This window comes from Maridesulfovibrio ferrireducens (genome assembly GCF_900101105.1).
In the GTDB taxonomy this organism is placed as follows: Bacteria; Desulfobacterota; Desulfovibrionia; order Desulfovibrionales; family Desulfovibrionaceae; genus Maridesulfovibrio; species Maridesulfovibrio ferrireducens.
The window spans coordinates 470,141-488,739 of record NZ_FNGA01000003.1; the positions used below are offsets into that span (position 1 = coordinate 470,141).

Genomic DNA, 18,599 nt, shown 5'->3' on the forward strand with positions numbered 1-18,599 from the left:
TCCTTGTAAGGTAGATGCTAGTCGCTGGCTTTTATCCCATATAATTCATAAACGTCAGCCAGTATATTAATCCAGTAGCGGTTATCAAAAATATCGTGAACTTTCTTTTTAGCCGCAGGAATCATAACTTGTCTGAGGTCTTGATCGGTTAATATCTTTTCCATTGCATCGGCCATTGCTAAGTAATCGCCCGGTTCAACAAGTATACCTGTTTTTCCGTTTTCAACGAGTTCCGGAATACCGGATACAGTGGTTGCAACAACTGGAACAGACATTGCCATGCTTTCAGCCAGAACATTGGGGATTCCGTCCCTGTCTCCGTTCTCGGCAATTTCGCAACCCAGTGCGAATAAATCAGCAGTTCTGTATAGCTCAAGCACTTCTTCGTGGGGTTTGGTTCCTACCCATGTACAGCGGTCAGATAATCCAAGTTCTTCGATCAGAGCGAGGGTCGAATCCCTGTCATCTCCGTCTCCTACTATTTTATAGGCAAAATCTATCCCTCTATCTGCAAGGGTTTTTAGTGCTTTGAATACTGTTGGCAGTCCCTTTTTAGGAGTAAACCGCGCAACTGTGAAAATTTCGTATGGAGCAGATGTTGAATACTCTTTATCTGAAGTGAAAAGGCGCAGATCTATGCCGTGGTAAACCTTATGGATAGGTTTACCTTCGGGAGCTATTTCTTCAAGATATTTGCAGTTGTAACCAGTGCAGGTGACAGCAAATTTGGCTTCGGAAATTTTTGCGGTTATTTTTTCAGGAGCCTGAGTATAGATATCTTTAGCATGAGCTGTAAAACTGAACGGAAGGCCTGAAAGCTTGCTTGCATTTCTTGCTACTGAAGTAGGGGAATGCGCAAAGTGTGCGTGAATGTGAAAAATATCTGAGCCGGGCAGTATTTTTTCAACAATATATTCAGCTTGAAGCATGTGTTTAAAGGATGCTTCACTTCCTGTTTCACGGAAGTTTTCCCATATCTTATCGATTCGCTGTGTAAATTCTTGGTCTGAGCCATAACGGGGATCTTTTAAACCTGCGTCATGGTTAGTTGAACCGAAAAGTTCTTCAAGACAGCCTTCAAGTGTTGAAGGCAGGTATGAGACTTTAGCTTTAATCTCTGAAATTGATTTATGTGTAAAATCTTCCCGCGGTTTACGCATGGAGATAATGTGAATTTTAACGCCTCGTTTTTCGAGAAGTCTTATTTCGTTGGAAATAAATGTTTCTGAAATACGGGGATATCCCTTGAGTATCATAGCAAGGACAGGCTGATTTTCATTTATCATTAGCATATCTCTTTGAATAGGTTGACACGCTGATGCATAACATCAAGGCCAGTGAATTTAAAATTTGAAACAGTTTCTTTGATTGAATTGGAATCGTTAAGCAGATGATTGATTTTATCCATCATAGTATCCGGTCCTAACTTGTGCCAGGGGATATAGTCTGCAAGATTTTGTTCTTTTAGAACTTGTGCCCGGATAGTCTGTTCCAGACGTGGAGTTTCACGGGGAACAATCAGTCCTACCTGTTTATGTGAGAGTATTTCACACACAGTATTGTAGCCGCCCATGCTGACAATAAGATCAGCATTGCTGAATAACTTTTCCATTCTTCGGTAAAAGTGGTAAAAGGTAACTGAAAGCTTTTTCGCACGTTCAGAAAGGTCGCGCCTTTGTTCGGTGGGCATAAAGGGACCGGTTACCATAACTGTGCGGAAATTTTGCGGATTGTATTTTTCAAGGGCTTTTAAATACGCGTCCATCATTGGGTATCCATCACCGCCGCCGCCTGCGGTGATAACCACAAGTTTTTTGCCGTTTTTGCGTACTTCAGGGCAGGATCTTGAATGTGTTTTTCTAGGGATATAACCTGTAAAAATCATCTTTTTACTGATAGATTCAGGAATAGAGTACTCTTTAATAGGATTGTAGTACTCTTTGTGGCCGTAAACCCATATTTCGGAATAAAGATTTTCAAGAACATCATAGATGCCTTTTTCCTTCCAGTCTCTGGTCGTGCTTTCAGAGTCATCCATGATATCTCTGAGGCCGAGGATGGTGCGGGTTTTGCCGTATTGTTTCATCCACTCCAAAGTTGGCATGATTTCGTGCTTGAGGCCGCGAGGGGCTTTGTCAACGATGAAAAGGTCAGGTTGAAAACTTTTTGCTGTGGCATCGATGATTGACTGCCGGATGGACATGGCATGAATCGGGTCGATTTTGATGGAGTGAGGTATATAATTGTCGTTTGATTGTTTTATCATTCCCGGAATACGAACAAAATCGATTTGTTCTGGAAATTCAAATCTTCCGACGATGGGTGATCCTGTAATAATAAGGATATTGACCCCATGGCATTTTAATTGCGAAGCAATAGCCATAGTACGACGAATGTGCCCAAGACCATATGTGTCGTGGGAGTACATCAAGATATTGTAGGTCTTACTCATTTATTATACCAATTGTACGTGGCTTATAGCCACTAAGTTTATTTGCCGTTGCATAACCATGACCGTTGGAATATCTAACGAAAAGGGGTACTTCTGTAAATCCTTAAAATCGATTAACCAAGTGTTTGATATTTTCTAGTATGTTTTCCTGTTGTATGCAATCCCTTTTCTTTTCTTTTATTGTTTGTTTTTTTTGTATATATTAAGGTCTGTTAGCTGTCTTTTACTTATTAATACAGGGTGTGATGATGAAATCAATAATAGATATACTTATTTATGCTCATGACGGAAGAGGACTAGGACATGTAAGCCGAAGTGTTGCAATTGGGCTTGCTGTCCGTAGACTTTTTCCGCATTTGTCAGTTTTGCTGGTAACCGGATGCGGCGCTACTGCCGAGCTTATCGGTGAAGGAGAACTGGATTGGATTAAGCTTCCATCATATAAAACAAAAATTTCATGCGGAAAATCCTGTGGAGACCTTGGGCCTTCAAATATTGATGATAAAGTTTTGGGAACCGTCAGAGCTGAAAGTCTCAGTGATTTGGTCGATGTGTATAAACCAAAAGTCATTCTGGCAGACCATACCCCACAAGGAAAGCATAAAGAATTGTTGCGCGCTGTTGAAGGTTCAACCGACAGCAAATGGGTGCTTGGTGTCCGTGCGGTTGTCGGCGACGTTGATAAGGTTTGGTCTGAACTGTCGGCGGATACTTTTACTTCAAGGTATTCAGATATTTTATGGTACGGAGATTCTTCCGTAACAGGTAGTTCAGAGCTTGATAAGCTTTCGAAACATTTTCAGAAAATTCCGTTTGAAACCGGTTATGTTTCACGATTTAAGGAATTACGAAATATTGTAACTGACGTTTGCACTCACAAGAAGCTGGCAGGAGTTGTTTCTATCCCATGGTCAGGTGAGGGGACTTCTGTACTACTTGAAAAGGTTGCGGAAGTTTTGGGTGGTTTCGACATATCCGAAGGGATATGGAAAGTTTATATGAATCACCGCGACCCGCGTGTGTGTGGTGTGAAAAAGTCTTTTGAGTGTCATCCTAATGTTTATCTGGAACAGCTTGGTCCGTCCTTTCTTACTGATCTCGCAAATTCAAGATCCGCCATTATTTACGGAGGATACAATAGTCTTACAGATGTGATGGGAGCAGGTGTTCCTTCTGTTGTGTTGCTTCGGGGAATGAAAGATGGAGAACAGGAAGAGCATGCCGCGATTTTAAGTAAGTCCTCTTCGGCTATAGTGAATGTTTTTCCAGAGGATGAAGTAACCGTTGAAGCTCTGCGCAATTCTCTTGAAAAGTGTTTGAAAACAAAAGTTGAGCCTTCCAATATGGTTCTTAACGGAGCTGCAAACGCAGCGAGATATCTGGCTGAACTTGCGGGAGTGCGTGATGCTAACGGCTAGTCCCGAGATGCGAAAATCCATTCGGAAAACTGCAAAGGATTTGTCTCGTCACGAAATGACACAGTGGAAATCTATTCTGTGTGATCTGGATCGTGAAATGAGTATTCTTGAAGTCGGGTGCGGTCGTGGCGGAAAGACTGATTTTTTGAAGTCGCAAGGGTTTAAGAATATTCTTGGAGTTGAAAAAAATATTTATCAAGTTGAAGAGTGCAATAAACGAGGGTTAAATGTTGTTTCTTTAGAAGATTTTGATGCTGAATATTCAGAGACTAAGTTTGATTTTTTAGTTTTGTCTCATATAATTGAGCATTTTAAGTTTGAAGATTTGATTTCGTTTGTAGATGGATATTTAAAGTATTTAAAACCGGGAGGGTTGATACTGATTGCAACCCCCATGCTTCATCCTCATTTCTGGCTCGATCTGGATCATGAAAAACCGTATTATCCGCAAGGGATAAAGAATTTTTATAGCGGTAGTTCTGAGCAGGTCGGTTTCAGTTCTGAATATGAGTTGAAGCTGAAAGATATCAGGTTCAGAAAAAGCCCGTTCAAGGTTAAAAATGATCGTAACCTGCTTCTTAAGAAAAATGATCTCCCTATGCTTTTGGTCAATTTGTTTTGTGCAGCTCTTTTCAAATTTTCTTTTTATGTACTTGGTTATAAAACAGGGTGGGTGGGGTTGTTTAGGTTAAAGTCATAATTTACAATTATTTAAAAAAAGACTTGATTATGATAATCTGCTGGCTTAAGAGTTTTGCAGTACTTATAAATTTCCGAGAAAATTTGAGAAAAAACTGAAATGAACTTGTTCTCCCTAAATCACAATCTTGCAGCCGTTACAGCCCTCACCCTAGTGGTGATGGTGGTGATTTCTGTGGTGATGGTGACAGGCATAAATAAGCCGGAGGGAAGGTTGTAAATTCAGTTTACACAACATGTTGTTCTAACCCCTGCCGGCTCAGCCAGCAGGGGTTTTTTTTTGACATTATGACAAGGCGAGGGTGAGGAAATGGAAATCAGTGGAGCACAATTAGTTATCAGACTTCTGGAGCGGCAAGGTATTGATATCATATGCGGAATACCCGGCGGTTCCAATCTGCCTATTTATGACGCGCTCAGAGACAGCTCGATCAGACATATTTTAGCCAGACATGAACAAGGCGCGGGGTTTATGTCGCAAGGTATGGCCCGGACAACCGGTAAAGCTGCCGTTTGTATGGCAACATCCGGGCCGGGAGTCACAAATTTGCTCACAGCAATAGCTGATGCCAGTCTTGATTCAATTCCAATGGTTGCAATAACCGGACAGGTATCAAGTTCATTAATCGGAACTGATGCTTTTCAGGAAGTTGATACTTATGGGCTTACAATTCCAATTACCAAACATAATTTCCTTGTTCAGTCCGCTAAAGAGTTGCTTAATGTTATTCCAGAAGCTTTCCGTCTTGCTGAGTCCGGCAGACCCGGCCCTGTCGTAATCGATGTTCCTAAGGATGTTCAGAATGAGATTGTAGAATTTAAAGATTTTCCCGAGATAGGGACTAAGAGCAATATTGCTTTGTGTGATGATAAGTTGTTGAGTCGGGCTGTTAATATGATCAACAATTCACGGAAACCCGTAATTTATGCGGGAGGGGGAGTTGTTGCTGCTGAAGGTTCAAAAGACTTGATCCGGCTGGCTCATAAAAATTCAATTCCGGTCGTAACTACTTTGATGGGGCTTGGAGCTTATCCGCACGGAGATCCGCATTATCTCGGTATGCTCGGTATGCACGGAGAGCGTGCAACGAACATGATAATGGAAGAAGCAGATCTTATCATAGCTCTTGGAGTTCGCTTTGATGATAGAGCTGTCGGTAAAGCCTGTGAGTTCTGCAAACATGCTGACATTTTACATGTTGATATCGACAGGTCTGAAATTGATAAAATAAAATCTTCCAATCTCGCGATTGTAGGTGATGTAGGACATGCACTTAATGTTTTTGCTGAGTGTGTGGACCCTGCTATCAGAATAGGGTGGAGTGCACATATTGCCTCATTGCGGTTATTGTACCCTGAAATCTTGCCGGATAAAGAAGATACCTTTCATCCAATGAACCTGCTGCGTGTTGTTAGTGAATCTCTTTCTGATCAATCTATTATTACAACAGATGTTGGACAGCATCAGATGTGGGTGGCCAAAGGGTATCCCTTTAGAAAACCCCGCACTCTGTTAACTTCCGGCGGACTTGGTACAATGGGGTTCGGTTTACCTACTGCAATCGGCGCAGCGTTTGCTAATCCCGAAAGACGGGTTGTGTGTGTTAGTGGAGACGGTTCCTTTTTGATGAATATTCAGGAGCTTGCAACACTGGCTGAGCATCGTCTTAATGTTAAAGTCCTGATCATGAATAACAATAGGCTCGGACTTGTACGGCAACAGCAGGAGCTTTTCTTCGGGGAAAGATATTATGCCTCCAGCTTTGAGAGCAGTCCGGATTTTACGGCCATTGCAAAAGGGTTCGGAGTTCCGGCCTTTGATCTTGGAGAAGAGGAGAATCCGTCTTTGTTCTTACGCAAAATACTTGGGCAGGACGGGCCTTGCGTAATAAATATTCCCATAGACTTAGACAACAAAGTTCTTCCCATGGTTCCGCCTGAATGCGCTAACAGAGAAATGATAGGAGGCTGAGATATGCACAATTATGGAATAGATTTACTGGTTAGAAATCATGCCGGGGTGATGAGTCAGATTACCGGACTTTTTTCCCGGAGAAATTTCAATCTTGAAGGAATTATCTGTGGCCCGGTCGGGAGCGGAGATGAAAGCCGGATGGTGTTGACCGTTGCAGATGACAGCAAGCTCGAGCAAATAGTATTGCAACTTGAAAAGCTTTATGACGTGCTTGAGGTTAAAAGAGTCGAAGATCATCCGATTACAAAAGTTTTAGAACAACTTTAAAGTTTGAATATGGAAAAAATAAGCCTGCAAGTCGTCATGTTATGACAGCTTGCAGGCTTATTAAAAATTTAGATTAATAAAGTTCTAATTTATAAAAATTTCAACATTATCCAAAGCCCAGAACTCAGTTTTGCGGCCAGTCAAATAACCTTTGAATTCAAGTTTAAGTTCACTGTTTGTAATTACTGAAGGCTCAACTGTAAATGAAAGTGGTGTCACCCAGTAGGCCCTGTCTCTTTCTCCAACCTTTACAAATCCGGTATTGTTAACAGGTTTCGTGTCATCTCCGTCTTCAAGAAGACAGGGGAACTTGGTGATGTTCATTATTTCCGGTCCTCCGCCAACTGTAATAGTGAAGCGGTCAGCCAGCTTTCCCTCTGAATCCCAGCTTCCGATATAAAGCATATCAAATTTAACTGTGATGGATGAATTTTTAGGAATATCCTTTATGGTGAGAACTGTTTGAGAAGGATATCGCTTGTTTCGATTGTTGAAAAGGCCAAGAGTTCTGTTGCCGGATACTACATATGTTTTTTTTGCCGACCAATCAGAGGAAGCTTTCTTTTTTTCAAATGAAAAACTTTTGAATGGACAATTCTCTGCTGATGCAGAAGAAGCACAAAGCAGCAGTGAAAAAGTTGAAATAGCAAATAAATATAAAATTTTATTCATAATATTTATCCTTATATTTGTCCTTCAATCCACTCTGCGAGAGTTGGGGGAGTGCTGACGCATGCAAAGTGTTGTGTCCAGTCGCAGCGGGCAGTCAGTTCAACTCCTCGCTGTATGATTGAAACAGGCTTATCGGAAGAAACAACAATTACGATTATATTGGGATGTTTTGCCGTGAAGCGCAAGGCTGAATTAAACCTTGCCCCTCTTGCTCTGTTTTCACCGGAAACAGCTTTTCCGTCCAGCAGGCAAGCAAAACCGTAAACTTTTACATCTTTCCCGATATGGATAGCTCCATCCAGTTTGGTCAGAGATCTCGCTAATCCACGTATTTCAGGATCACGCAAATCAAGCGGTTCTTCAAGAGTTTGGCCTGCAATTTTTACAGGTGTGTCGTTAAAATCTAAAACAAGAGTACAGCCGTGGCTTTGATGGGTCGCGCTGGCTACCATTTTGTTTGCCAGTTGAAACAGATCGTGCCTGTTATTGGCATCAAGTTTAATTTCAAGAAGGTTTTCTTCGAGTTGGACAAGGTTTGGCCTGTAATTAGTGGATGAAAAAGTCGCATCCGCAAAGCTGCATACGGGTTCGGTCCCTCGTTGCAGGATTCCCCATTCTCCTTTGAAGTCCGCTGAAATAGAGGTGTTTGTCGGCCAGCAGGATGATATTCCGACAACGCATTTTCCGTCAGAGACAAGTTTCCTACTGGAATTTTCAACAGATTGCAGAAGCTTTCTGACGTGCTTGTGGTTTTTAAGAGCCGGTCTTTCATTTTCTGGGAATTTGGCCAGATATTCTAAGGAATCAAGTTCCGAAGGCTCTATGAAAATAAGGTCGCCTCGAGCCCATGCTCCTTCCTCTTTTGTTTTGGATATCCCGAGAATAGCATCTAGAATTGGGTAAACTCTTAATTGTGTGTCCCAGCCCATGATTCGGTTTCGCTGATCTACAATGTAATCTCTGACAGCATGGGTTGAATACTCGCGCAAAAGGTGTCCTGAACTGTCGAGCCGCAAAATATTCTGTGCCGCAAAATCTTGAGACAACATCAGGGCCGCATATTCCATCCAGCTTTCAGTGGGGCCTGTTGAGCACATATTCGGATGTTGCTCAGTAAACCAGCGCTGGTAAAAGATACTGCTGGAACGGGCTCCGCAGGTGATTAATCCTGCAAGAGCCAGATCTTTTGATTTGATAACTTCAATGAGTCGCGTGTTGTCATCATGATTGCTTCCGGCTTTCCAGGCATCCGAATCCAGATAGACTTCCTTCAATTTGGGTTCGTGGTCCCTTAATAATCCTTGCGGATCATAAATGCGTAAAGGGTCTCCCGGATTTATTGCGTATAGCAGAGCCGTCCGGCTTATCTGGGAGAAGTGTGAAAGTCCGTCACGCAGTCCATCCATTATATGAAAGATGCACAGATTTGCGAAAGATTCTGAGCTCATTTGGTTATACCCGCATTGAGAGTTGTTGTTTAATCCATATCTTTTTAATTATATGATTTATTAACTATTTCCAAGGTTAAGGATTACCTTTTTTTATTCTTTTTTGAAAACGGTTCAGTTTTGCTTTTTCCTTTAAATTTTTTATTTCCTTTAAAGTCTTTTGAAATGTCTTTTTTGGTGTTTTTTTCAGGTTTAGTTTGTTTGTCTTTATATCTTATGCTTCTAGGGTCACGGGTTGCGTCAGGGATAAGTATGCCATGTTGTTTCAAACGCTGGGCATCCGTCTTTGCAACAAAGATCCGTTCTCCGTCCGGGGTAGTGCCTGTGTAATACATTGCGGTGGCAACAGTTCCGGGCGTGGGTATAAAGCACTGTACCTGTTTAGGGGACCAGCCTTTTGCTTTCAGCCAGTCTGCGAGCATACGCATGTCTGCATCAGTACATCCTGGAAATGCGCTCATCAGGTAAGGAATGACGTATTGATTTTTTCCCGCGTTTTTTGTTTCAACTTCGAATAGCTCGAGAAAGCTTTCAAATACCGGCAGATCCGGTTTACGCATATGTTTAAGAACTTCAGGTGAAATATGCTCAGGAGCAACCTTTAATTGTCCACCGACAAATTCTTTAAAAATTTCGCGTAAACTTGTGCGGTCTTTAAGGCCCAGATCAAATCTTACACCGCTGGCAACCCGGACATGTTTTATTCCGTCCAGATTTCTGGTCTGTTTCAACAGATCAAGGTTCGCTTTCTGGTCATATTTAAAATTCGGACAGATATTTGGAACAAGGCAGCTTTTGCGTTTGCACTTTTCTCTTTCAACGGAACATTTCGCGTTCCACATATTGGCACTTGGACCGCCTATGTCTGAGATAGATCCTCTGAAATGACTATGTGAATTCATTCCTGCGGCTTCACTTAAGATTGATTTTTTACTGCGGGAACGGATGTGTCTTCCTTGGTGCATGGCTATTGAGCAGAACGAGCACCCGCCGCCGCATCCGCGATGGGAGGTTATGCTGAATTCAATCATTTCCGCCGCAGGGATTCGACCTTTCTCATCATAGGATGGGTGCGGTAGCCTTGCAAAGGGCAGTGTGTATAACCAGTCAAGTTCATTGGTATTAAGGTAGATTGCAGGTGGTGTTATTACAACATACCTGCTGTCGGTTTTTTGAATAGCCCATGCTTTGCCATAGTGAACCTGCTCTTCAAGTAAAAGAGTGGCTTTCATGAGCATTTGCGGGTCATCGAGAATATCCTGATGTGAAGGGAGTTCTATAACTTCCGCGTCAGCAGGGATGTCTTCAATTTTGCCCATAAAGGCAGTGCCGTTTATTCCTCGAAGAGTTGCGCCGGAAGGTTCATCCGCTTCTGAAAGCCTGTCCGCTGCTTCAAGCATGGCTCGTTCGCCCATGCCGTAAATCAAAAGGTCAGCTTTGCTGTCCATGAGGATTGTTTTGCGTATTTTTTCTGTCCAGAAATCATAATGAGAAATTCGGCGCAGGGAAGCTTCAATTCCTCCCATGACTACAGGTAAACCTTTGAAGGCTTTTTTTATAAGGTTAGTATAAATGATGCACGCACGGTTCGGACGTGCTCCGGCTTTGCCGCCGGGAGTGTAAGCATCATCGCTTCTTTTTTTGCGGAAAGAAGTATAGTGAGAAAGCATGGAGTCCAGCGCTCCGGCAGAGACTCCTGCATATAAGCGGGGGCGGCCGAGGGCCTCTATATCTTTTGTATCTTTCCAGTCAGGCTGGCAGACAAGAGCTACTTTATATCCGTGTGCGGTCAGTACTCTGCCTAGCAAGGGGATTCCGAAACTCGGGTGATCTATATAGCTATCGCCGGACACGAGAAGGATATCTGGTCTATCCCAGCCGAGCCAGTCCATTTCTTCTCTCGTCATGGGCAAAAAAGTTGGTTGTTTTATTTTTGATGCGATAAGTGTTTTTGTCATCCGCTAATCATATAGGGGACCTGTGGCGCTGGCAAGGTCCACGATAGTCCCAAATTTTTTAGACGAGACTTGTTGACCCGAACGAGGGGCATGGTTAAAAGCTGTGTGAACAATATAGTCTGCCTAAGGAGGCAAAATGAATTCGCTTCCATGTGTTTTGACCATAGCCGGATCAGATTCCGGCGGTGGTGCCGGTATTCAAGCTGATCTTAAGACCATGTCAATAATGGGATGTTACGGCGCAAGTGCTATCACTGCTCTGACCGCTCAGAATACTGTTACAGTGTCTGGAATAGAACCTGTTTCACCTGAATTTGTAGCATTACAGATTGAGACGGTTTGTGCTGATATTAATATTAAAGCTGCGAAAACTGGAATGCTGTTTTCTGCGCCTATAATTAGATCTGTTGCCGCGGCTCTTGTTGATAAATCTTTTCCGCTTATAGTCGATCCTGTTTGTGTCGCTTCGAGCGGGGCAAGGCTTCTTAAAGAGGATGCTGTGGAAGCAATGAAAGAGCTGTTTCCATTAGCTGATCTACTTACTCCCAATGTGCCGGAAGCAGAGCTTTTTGCAGATATGGAAATAAAGACCCGCGAGGATATTTTCAAGGCAATTGATATTCTCCTTGAAATGGGACCAAAGGCTGTTTTGATCAAAGGCGGTCATTTTGATTCTGTTGCTTCAACGGATTGGCTAGGAATCAAAGGTGAGAAACCTATTCCGATGATGCAGCAACGTGTGAAGACTAGAAATATGCATGGCACAGGATGTACTCTTTCTGCTGCAATTGCTTCCGGGATGGCAAAAGGGAAAAATCTTGTCACCGCAATCCTTGATGCTCAAAAATATCTGAACCTTGCGCTTCGTGCTGGATTTGAAGTCGGCGAGGGGGGCGGACCTCCGAATCATCTTGCTCCTATGTTGATTACAGGCATGAAAGAAGGACTTCTTTCTGATTTGCATGAATGCGGATTGCGTCTGACTCATATGGACGGACTCAGTAACTTAATTCCCGAGAGCAGAATGAACGTAGCCGCGGCCCTTCCGCACGCTACTGAAATAAATGATGTGGCGGCTTTTACCGGACGCATTACCTGTACTCGCAAGGGTGAAATTATTATAGGTGGCCATCCTGATTTCGGAGCATCTTCATTTATGGCGAAGGCTGTACTGTGCGCCCGCAAATATAATCCTGAAATCAATTGCGCTGTCGGTATAAGGTATAATGACCAAATTATGGCAGCTGTAGCCAAGTGCGGATTTGTTGAAGCATGGTTTGATCTTGCGGATAAACCGAAAGACTTAAATATAGAAGTCGGCAGTTCTCTCGAGTGGGGAACCTGTGAAGCTCTTGCGCATCATGATGATGCAACAAAAGTTGATGTTGTCTGTGATCCGGGTGAAATAGGTATAGAACCGATTGTTCGAGTTCTAGGTAAGGATTTTCAGGATCTTGAAGCAAAACTTAAGCTTTTGATTGCTGTTTTGAAAAAGTAATAATAAAAAATATAGTAATTATCGATATAATTAGCAATTTTGGTTGACAATCTTTAATGGTCCCTATATTAAGCATCTTCTGTCGCGGTGGTTCCGTATTTAATCTTTTAGATTAAGTCGAAATCGGCGAACAACGATAGACATAACTGGTTGCGAGAGTGGCGGAATTGGTAGACGCACTGGATTTAGGATCCAGCGGTTAATCCGTGAGAGTTCGAGTCTCTCCTTTCGCACCAACCAGAATAAAAACAGCCCCTTAGATAGATGTCTAGTACATCAGTCTTCGGGGCTTTTTTTGTGGGTTTCCGTTATCTTATTATATAAAGCGTTTGTACGAAGTGTTGAGAACTTTTCCTAAACGTTTAGCCATATCAACGCTGATATTGCGTACGCCTCTTTCCATTTCAGAAATGCTGTTTCTATGAATTCCGACAGCTGTAGCAAGTTTCGCTTGAGTCATATTTTCGCGGGTTCTGGCTCCGCGTAGAAGTTGAGCAGGAGTAGGTTCAGGAAAGGCTTCGTCGAAAGGCAACAATTCATCGCTATCCTCATTTACTTCCGGTACTTCATATTGTGCAAGCTGCATGAATTGCTTGAGCGCGTCAGCTATATCTTCCGTATCTTTTTTTGGCTTTTTTGTTTTCGGTTTTATCATGGCTTAGTCATTCTTTATCTACTTGTAGGTTAATTCTTCCGGTTGTTCTAAGCTAAGATCTGCAAATACATTTTCTGATCCGGTTTCTACTGGCATAGTGGATATCTCTAGTTTTGCTGTTTATCTTGTTTACTCTTTATCTGCTTTCAAAGCTTCTTCGAGCCAGTCAGGTTTTTCGAAGAGTGTGCTGTTGAGAGTTTCGCGGTCTTCCAACTTTTCAGGTAATGTTACTTTGTAAAGTGTTTTAGCTGTGTTAAGCTGTCCGGCTCTAAGGTGTTTTGCACATTTAAATGTGGCATTATAAAGGTCAGCTCCATTGAAATAAGTTGATTGTAAGTCGGCTGAAATGAACATAGCGTTATGAAGTGTAGCATTTTGGAATTTGGCACTTCTGAGGTTAGCCTCACCAAATTTAGCGTTTAAAAGTTTGGCCTTACTGAAGTCGGTCTTATCTAATTTGGCATTATAGAAGTCGACTCCACGTAAATCTGCTTCTCTGAGATTGGCTTCTCTGAGGTCGGCTTCATAGAGATTAGCTTCTCTAAGGTCTGCCATATATAGAGTCGCATTTTGTAAATTTTTGTTATGTGTTGAGACTGTTTGAATAAGCACTTGCTTGCCAATTTCATATGGTTCATTTTTATAAAAAGATGAAATTGTTTCCCAAAAATAAATAAAATCCGGTTCTACCGAAACTTTTACTTTTTGAAGAGGAGCTAATTCTGCACAAACATCAGTTATATTATTGGCTCCCATATGCGATTGAAATGTTGAAATTAGCATCTTATAAGAATTAATATCCCCTTCATAGCGACTAGATGCAATGCCAAAAATGATTATGTAAATACTAAAAATCCAAGGAATAAAATTACTAGGTTTGCGGTATTCGCTTTTATTCATTTCGGCATTGCTGGGAGGGTTTATCATTTCTGATATAAAACGTATTCCAGAGTAATGATAGAACTTGAAAATTATTTTTTTAAACAACTCTTTGGTCATGATGAACCTCCGCGGTTAAGATAAATGCGAATTATCAGATTCTAGTTATTGTTGATATCATGTGCAGAATCGTATCACAACCGTTCCTTAACAAAAATCCCCTGTTCTGGTTTTTTGTGTTTCATAAAATGATTTGTGGATTTCAACTTTTCTGTATATCCGTTACAAACAGATTTGATGGTATATTTTTAAATTCACGCCAAATGAGGATATAATGCTCGATTTTGAACGCAAAAGTGTAGTTATGGTCACTTGTCCTAAAGGTTTCTCGCCTTATCTTGTGGAAGAAATTACGAAGATGGGCTTTAAGGTAAGAAACGAATTTTATGCCGGGGTTGAAACCAAGGCTTCTCTTAATGAGTGTATGCGCCTCAACCTGTGGACTCGTTGCGGGCATAGAGTGTTGTACCAGCTTAAGAAATTTAAGGCTGCCACTCCTGATCAGATGTACGAAGAAGTTAAAGAAATGGAATGGGAAAGAATTATTTCTCCGGACGATTATCTCACGATTACTTCCTCAGTTATAACTGAAACTATTACAGATACACGGTTTGCCAACGTCAGAGTTAAAGACGCCATCGTTGACAAGGTGCGCGAAAAACTGGGCAGAAGACCTTCTTCCGGTCCTGAAATGACAGGAATTATCGTTTTTCTCCATTGGAGAGGCGACGACTGTACTATTTATCTTGATACTTCCGGTGTGCCTCTTTCTAAAAGAGGATATAGAAAGCTTCCTCATAAAGCTCCTTTGCAGGAAACACTGGCTGCAACTTTGGTTAAAGCTACAGGGTGGACCGGACGCGGAAACTTTATTTCACCTATGTGCGGTAGTGGTACTCTTGCAATTGAGGCTGCTCTTATTGCTCTTTCCGGTGCTCCGGGCCTTATCCGCGATACATATGCTTTCATGAGACTGCCTGGTTACAATGAGGCGTATTGGGATAATTTGTGTATGGAGGCTGAAGATAGAGAACTTACTTCATTTGATGGAAAAATTATTGCAACTGATCTTGATCCTGAAGCTATCGAGGCTGCCCGTAAAAATGCGCGTGCAGCAGGGGTTGAACATCACATAGAATTTGAAGTTTGTGATTTTCGGGATACGGTTATACCGGAAGGTAAGGGCATTATCTTTTTTAATCCTGAATACGGCGAAAGAATGGGAACTTCTACTCTGCTTGAGAAGATTTATACAGCCATCGGCGATTTTTTGAAAAATAAATGTCAGGGCTATAAAGGGTTCGTTTTTACCGGAAATTCAGATTTAGCCAAATGTATAGGGCTTAGAACTTCCCGTAGACTGCTTTTTTATAATGCTAAAATTGAATGCAGACTGCTCGAATATGAAGTTTTCGCCGGTAGCGGCAAACGAAAATATTAATTTGATTTTGTTTTCCGGTATGCTACTTAGATATTTACTTGTTGAAAGGATATCTAAGTAGCATACAATATAATTGTTAAGGAGTTTGGTTATGCCTCGGATTCTCGTCGTTGATGATGATCCCATATCTCGTCAAATTCTTCGTGCAATGCTGGAGAAAGAAGGTCATGTTGTTTCGGAAGCAGAAGATGGTGTAAAAGCTGTTAATAATTACGATAAAAGCTCTATTGATCTTGTTATAACTGATATTTTTATGCCTGAAAAAGAAGGTGTGCAAACTGTAAGGGAACTTATTAAAGAAAACCCTGATGTTAAGATTATTGCAGTTTCAGGCGGAAGTTCTTCAGCAAATTATGATTCTTTGGATTGGATTAAGATGTTTGGTGTGAAGTATACCTTTACCAAACCGTTTGATTCAAAAGCAATTATATCGGCGATAGATGAATTGCTCTCTGAATAATAATTCTGCACTAAATCTTATTAAAGCATTCAGTTGCATATTATTTAAACCTGCCGTATTTCTTCCTGACAAATCTTAGAAGAGTAGTATCTAAATGTCTGAACAAGAAAAAATACGGGTAAAATTGGAATTCGATGATGTTGGGTTATCGAGTACGCTTTTTGGCGCTCAGAATTCAAATCTTGATGCAATTTCAAAGCTTTCGGGCGTGCAGATTAATAGCAGGGGCAATTCGTTACATCTGATAGCGGATAGTCATGAGCTTATTGATCCTGTCGCGAAGTCTTTCAGTCAACTTTATTCCGTGCTTAAGTCTGGAAAAAAAGTTTTTCCGGAAGACGTGGAAGCTGCGTATAAAATTTTATGCCGCAATCCCGCCGCGGACCTTGTAAAAATTTTCAGAGACGAACTGTTTTCAGTTTCTTCAAAAAAAACAATTTCTCCTCGCACACTTACTCAACGTGCTTATTTTTCTGCTATTCGTGAAAATGATATGGTTTTTTCCATTGGTCCGGCCGGAACAGGAAAGACATATCTTGCTGTTGCAATGGCTATTTACGCCTATACCCGGAAAGAAGTTAAAAAAATTATTCTGACTAGGCCGGCTGTTGAAGCTGGAGAAAAGCTCGGTTTTCTGCCCGGTGATCTTGTGGATAAGGTCAATCCTTATATGCGTCCGCTTTATGATGCTCTTTATGATATGCTGGATTATGCAAAAGTTCAGGACATGATTGAAGAAAACATCATTGAAATAGCTCCCTTAGCCTTTATGCGCGGTAGAACGTTGAGTAACGCATTCGTTATTCTTGATGAAGCGCAGAATACCACTCCTGAACAGATGAAAATGTTTATTACCCGTCTTGGATTCGGTTCCAAAGCAGTAATTACCGGTGATATTACTCAGGTTGATCTGCCGACAAATATTTCATCGGGTCTGGTTGTTGCAAAAAATATTCTTAGAAATGTTGAAGGGATCAGTTTTGTGAAATTTGAAGACACGGATGTTGTCAGGCATCCTCTTGTTTCAAAAATAGTAAGGGCCTATGATTCTTATGAATGCAGTGGCGGCAAAATATGACCCTATCATTAACATATGAGTGTAGACCTGATTCTAATTTTCCGTTGAGCAAAAGAGAAGTGACACATATGGCTGAACTTCTGCTTAACGCCTTAAAGATAGACGGTTTCGACTTTGATTTAAAAATAACTGACGATTCGGCTATTGCCGTGATCAATCATGATTTTTTAGGTTGCGTCGGGCCTACCAATGTTTTGAGTTTTCCTTTTTCTGAAACGCCAGATATTACTAAAAATAAATATTTGGGTGAAATTGTTCTGTCTGTTGATACATTAGCTCGTGAGACAAGGCTTTACGGCCAAGTCCCCGAAGATCACCTTGTCAGGCTTCTGGCTCATGCTTTGCTGCATTTGGCTGGATATGATCACGGGCAGGAGATGTACTCGCTTACAGATGTTGCCGTTGAGACCGTTGCCCCTATTTTCCGACAGCGAATAGTGGGTTGGCACTGATAGCGCGCCAGCCCGTTTGTATTAGTGAACTGAATTTTGATTCGGCTAATACTGTTTTTCGTTTATTTTTGCCTATTTAATGCTATCCGCTTAAATTTCACTATAAATTATGGTTTACAATAGCTGCTCTTATGAGCAATAATTTTCCGTTATTGTTTTTAGAGCTTATTCACATACTATTTGGAGTTTAAAAATGATCAGACATCTGCTTAAAATAAATGATGTTCCACGTTCAGAACTCGGCCAGCTCGTACTCAGGGCAAAAGAGCTTAAAGATAATAAAATCAGAAACAAAAGCCTTGAAGGTAAAACTGTTATTCTGATTTTTGAAAAAGCTTCTACAAGAACCAGAGTATCCTTCGATGTTGCGATTGAGCAGCTCGGCGGTCATTCAATTTTTATGACCCCCGCTGAATCTCAGCTCGGAAGAAGTGAACCTCTTGAAGACACCGCACGCGTATTATCCCGTTATGCTGATGCGCTTGTTGTGAGAACTTTTGAGCAGCAGAAGGTTCGTACTCTTTCAGAATATTCAACTGTCCCGGTTATTAATGCTCTTACTGACAGATATCATCCCTGTCAGGTTTTGAGTGATATGTTGACTATTTACGAAAGAACTCCTGATCTTGAAAATGTCCATGTCGCATGGGTTGGCGATGGTAACAATATGGCGCATTCATGGATTAATGCAGCAATATATTTCCCTATTTATCTCACATTGTCGTTTCCTGAAGGGTATGAGCCGAATTCTGACGTTCTTGCCCGCGCTCTTGCTATGGGTGCGAAAATCAATATGAGCTATGATCCTATTGAAGCTGTTGAGGGTGCTAATTATGTTAACACCGATGTTTTTGCCTCCATGGGGCAGGAAGAGGAACAGGAAGAGCGTATGAAGGCTTTCCTTCCTTATCAGGTTAACGAAGAACTCCTTGCTCACGCAGCTCCTGATTGTAAAGTTATGCATTGTCTGCCAGCACACAGGGAAGAGGAAGTTACAGCCGATGTTCTTGATGGTCCTAGATCTATTATTTTTGATCAGGCTGAAAACAGACTGCATATGCAGAAAGCTATTTTGGAATGGGCAGTAAATGGAATTGAAGTTGACCTTGAAGCAGTTGAGAAAATTCTCGGACCTGTTCAAGTTCTTCCGAACGTTCATGCAATAGAATAAGAATTGGAAGGAATTA

At 41.6% G+C, this 18,599-nt stretch carries 17 protein-coding genes and 1 tRNA gene; 11 read left to right on the forward strand and 7 right to left on the reverse strand.

Features of this window, described 5'->3' with window-relative positions:
* Positions 1-17 precede the first annotated feature (17 nt).
* Complete coding sequence (locus BLT41_RS11430; RefSeq protein WP_092161221.1) at positions 18-1,286, reverse strand: glycosyltransferase; 1,269 nt, start codon at positions 1,284-1,286, stop codon at positions 18-20.
* The gene (locus tag BLT41_RS11435) at positions 1,286-2,452 is read right to left on the reverse strand and encodes a glycosyltransferase family protein (protein ID WP_092161223.1); all 1,167 of its coding nucleotides are present in this window, start codon (positions 2,450-2,452) and stop codon (positions 1,286-1,288) included. Before BLT41_RS11435 ends, BLT41_RS11430 begins: the two co-directional genes overlap by 1 nt.
* 248 nt (positions 2,453-2,700) lie before the next feature.
* Here BLT41_RS11435 and BLT41_RS11440 point away from each other — a divergent pair, with 248 nt between their 5' ends.
* The 4 genes from BLT41_RS11440 (at position 2,701) to ilvN (ending at position 6,811) form a co-directional block, all read left to right on the forward strand.
* On the forward strand, positions 2,701-3,870 hold the full coding sequence (locus BLT41_RS11440; protein ID WP_092161226.1) for a hypothetical protein: 1,170 nt from the start codon (positions 2,701-2,703) through the stop codon (positions 3,868-3,870).
* On the forward strand, positions 3,857-4,570 hold the full coding sequence (locus tag BLT41_RS11445; protein ID WP_092161235.1) for a class I SAM-dependent methyltransferase: 714 nt from the start codon (positions 3,857-3,859) through the stop codon (positions 4,568-4,570). The genes BLT41_RS11440 and BLT41_RS11445 overlap by 14 nt, the downstream gene beginning before the upstream one ends.
* Before the next feature lie 309 nt (positions 4,571-4,879).
* Positions 4,880-6,541 (forward strand): biosynthetic-type acetolactate synthase large subunit, encoded by a 1,662-nt coding sequence (gene ilvB / locus BLT41_RS11450; protein WP_092161243.1) that lies wholly within the window; start codon positions 4,880-4,882, stop codon positions 6,539-6,541.
* 3 nt (positions 6,542-6,544) lie between these two features.
* A complete protein-coding gene (gene ilvN, locus BLT41_RS11455) occupies positions 6,545-6,811 on the forward strand; it encodes an acetolactate synthase small subunit (RefSeq protein ID WP_092161244.1) in 267 nt (88 codons plus the stop codon).
* 84 nt (positions 6,812-6,895) lie between these two features.
* Here the strand turns inward: ilvN and BLT41_RS11460 are convergent, their stop codons facing one another.
* From BLT41_RS11460 to BLT41_RS11470, 3 genes are all read right to left on the reverse strand, one after another.
* Complete coding sequence (locus BLT41_RS11460) at positions 6,896-7,483, reverse strand: hypothetical protein (RefSeq protein WP_092161245.1); 588 nt, start codon at positions 7,481-7,483, stop codon at positions 6,896-6,898.
* Between the two features lie 11 nt (positions 7,484-7,494).
* The gene (locus BLT41_RS11465) at positions 7,495-8,931 is read right to left on the reverse strand and encodes a DNA integrity scanning protein DisA nucleotide-binding domain protein (protein ID WP_092161246.1); all 1,437 of its coding nucleotides are present in this window, start codon (positions 8,929-8,931) and stop codon (positions 7,495-7,497) included.
* 83 nt (positions 8,932-9,014) lie between these two features.
* Positions 9,015-10,889 carry a YgiQ family radical SAM protein gene (locus tag BLT41_RS11470; protein ID WP_092161248.1) on the reverse strand — a complete coding sequence of 625 codons (1,875 nt, stop codon included), beginning with the start codon at positions 10,887-10,889 and terminating at the stop codon, positions 9,015-9,017.
* A 136-nt stretch (positions 10,890-11,025) separates the two neighbouring features.
* Between BLT41_RS11470 and thiD the strand changes: the two genes are divergently transcribed.
* Both thiD and BLT41_RS11480 read left to right on the forward strand, forming a co-directional pair.
* Positions 11,026-12,387 carry a bifunctional hydroxymethylpyrimidine kinase/phosphomethylpyrimidine kinase gene (gene thiD, locus BLT41_RS11475; RefSeq protein ID WP_092161249.1) on the forward strand — a complete coding sequence of 454 codons (1,362 nt, stop codon included), beginning with the start codon at positions 11,026-11,028 and terminating at the stop codon, positions 12,385-12,387.
* Between the two features lie 152 nt (positions 12,388-12,539).
* A tRNA-Leu gene (locus BLT41_RS11480) sits at positions 12,540-12,623 on the forward strand.
* A gap of 80 nt (positions 12,624-12,703) precedes the next feature.
* On the opposite strand, the gene BLT41_RS11485 is transcribed toward BLT41_RS11480, so the two are convergent.
* Positions 12,704-13,042, reverse strand: a complete 339-nt coding sequence (locus BLT41_RS11485; protein ID WP_244512259.1) for a helix-turn-helix domain-containing protein — start codon at positions 13,040-13,042, stop codon at positions 12,704-12,706.
* Positions 13,043-13,171: 129 nt separating this feature from the next.
* A complete protein-coding gene (locus BLT41_RS11490; RefSeq protein WP_092161250.1) occupies positions 13,172-14,041 on the reverse strand; it encodes a pentapeptide repeat-containing protein in 870 nt (289 codons plus the stop codon).
* Positions 14,042-14,255: 214 nt separating this feature from the next.
* On the opposite strand from BLT41_RS11490, the gene BLT41_RS11495 reads away from it, so the two are divergent.
* The 5 genes from BLT41_RS11495 to argF all read left to right on the forward strand — a co-directional run bounded on the left by BLT41_RS11495 (position 14,256) and on the right by argF (position 18,583).
* A complete protein-coding gene (locus tag BLT41_RS11495) occupies positions 14,256-15,422 on the forward strand; it encodes a THUMP domain-containing class I SAM-dependent RNA methyltransferase (protein WP_092161251.1) in 1,167 nt (388 codons plus the stop codon).
* Between the two features lie 91 nt (positions 15,423-15,513).
* A complete protein-coding gene (locus BLT41_RS11500) occupies positions 15,514-15,882 on the forward strand; it encodes a response regulator (RefSeq protein ID WP_092161252.1) in 369 nt (122 codons plus the stop codon).
* A 94-nt stretch (positions 15,883-15,976) separates the two neighbouring features.
* Positions 15,977-16,960: a PhoH family protein gene (locus BLT41_RS11505; RefSeq protein WP_092161253.1), complete on the forward strand. Its 984-nt coding sequence runs from the start codon at positions 15,977-15,979 to the stop codon at positions 16,958-16,960.
* Positions 16,957-17,412, forward strand: coding sequence for an rRNA maturation RNase YbeY (gene ybeY, locus BLT41_RS11510; RefSeq protein WP_170830364.1), 456 nt, complete (start codon positions 16,957-16,959; stop codon positions 17,410-17,412). The genes BLT41_RS11505 and ybeY overlap by 4 nt, the downstream gene beginning before the upstream one ends.
* 193 nt (positions 17,413-17,605) lie before the next feature.
* Positions 17,606-18,583 (forward strand): ornithine carbamoyltransferase, encoded by a 978-nt coding sequence (gene argF, locus BLT41_RS11515; protein ID WP_092161255.1) that lies wholly within the window; start codon positions 17,606-17,608, stop codon positions 18,581-18,583.
* Positions 18,584-18,599 lie beyond the last annotated feature (16 nt).

Bases quoted from the DNA above. Each gene is read 5' to 3' on its own strand.
- BLT41_RS11440 (WP_092161226.1), top strand. From the start codon at position 2,701: ATGAAATCAATAATAGATATACTTATTTATGCTCATGACGGAAGAGGA.
- BLT41_RS11435 (WP_092161223.1), bottom strand. From the start codon at position 2,452: ATGAGTAAGACCTACAATATCTTGATGTACTCCCACGACACATATGGT.
- BLT41_RS11505 (WP_092161253.1), top strand. From the start codon at position 15,977: ATGTCTGAACAAGAAAAAATACGGGTAAAATTGGAATTCGATGATGTT.
- BLT41_RS11430 (WP_092161221.1), bottom strand. From the start codon at position 1,286: ATGATAAATGAAAATCAGCCTGTCCTTGCTATGATACTCAAGGGATAT.
- BLT41_RS11490 (WP_092161250.1), bottom strand. From the start codon at position 14,041: ATGACCAAAGAGTTGTTTAAAAAAATAATTTTCAAGTTCTATCATTAC.
- thiD (WP_092161249.1), top strand. From the start codon at position 11,026: ATGAATTCGCTTCCATGTGTTTTGACCATAGCCGGATCAGATTCCGGC.
- BLT41_RS11495 (WP_092161251.1), top strand. From the start codon at position 14,256: ATGCTCGATTTTGAACGCAAAAGTGTAGTTATGGTCACTTGTCCTAAA.
- BLT41_RS11465 (WP_092161246.1), bottom strand. From the start codon at position 8,931: ATGAGCTCAGAATCTTTCGCAAATCTGTGCATCTTTCATATAATGGAT.
- ilvB (WP_092161243.1), top strand. From the start codon at position 4,880: ATGGAAATCAGTGGAGCACAATTAGTTATCAGACTTCTGGAGCGGCAA.
- BLT41_RS11460 (WP_092161245.1), bottom strand. From the start codon at position 7,483: ATGAATAAAATTTTATATTTATTTGCTATTTCAACTTTTTCACTGCTG.
- ybeY (WP_170830364.1), top strand. From the start codon at position 16,957: ATGACCCTATCATTAACATATGAGTGTAGACCTGATTCTAATTTTCCG.
- BLT41_RS11445 (WP_092161235.1), top strand. From the start codon at position 3,857: ATGCTAACGGCTAGTCCCGAGATGCGAAAATCCATTCGGAAAACTGCA.
- BLT41_RS11500 (WP_092161252.1), top strand. From the start codon at position 15,514: ATGCCTCGGATTCTCGTCGTTGATGATGATCCCATATCTCGTCAAATT.
- BLT41_RS11485 (WP_244512259.1), bottom strand. From the start codon at position 13,042: ATGATAAAACCGAAAACAAAAAAGCCAAAAAAAGATACGGAAGATATA.
- argF (WP_092161255.1), top strand. From the start codon at position 17,606: ATGATCAGACATCTGCTTAAAATAAATGATGTTCCACGTTCAGAACTC.
- BLT41_RS11470 (WP_092161248.1), bottom strand. From the start codon at position 10,889: ATGACAAAAACACTTATCGCATCAAAAATAAAACAACCAACTTTTTTG.
- ilvN (WP_092161244.1), top strand. From the start codon at position 6,545: ATGCACAATTATGGAATAGATTTACTGGTTAGAAATCATGCCGGGGTG.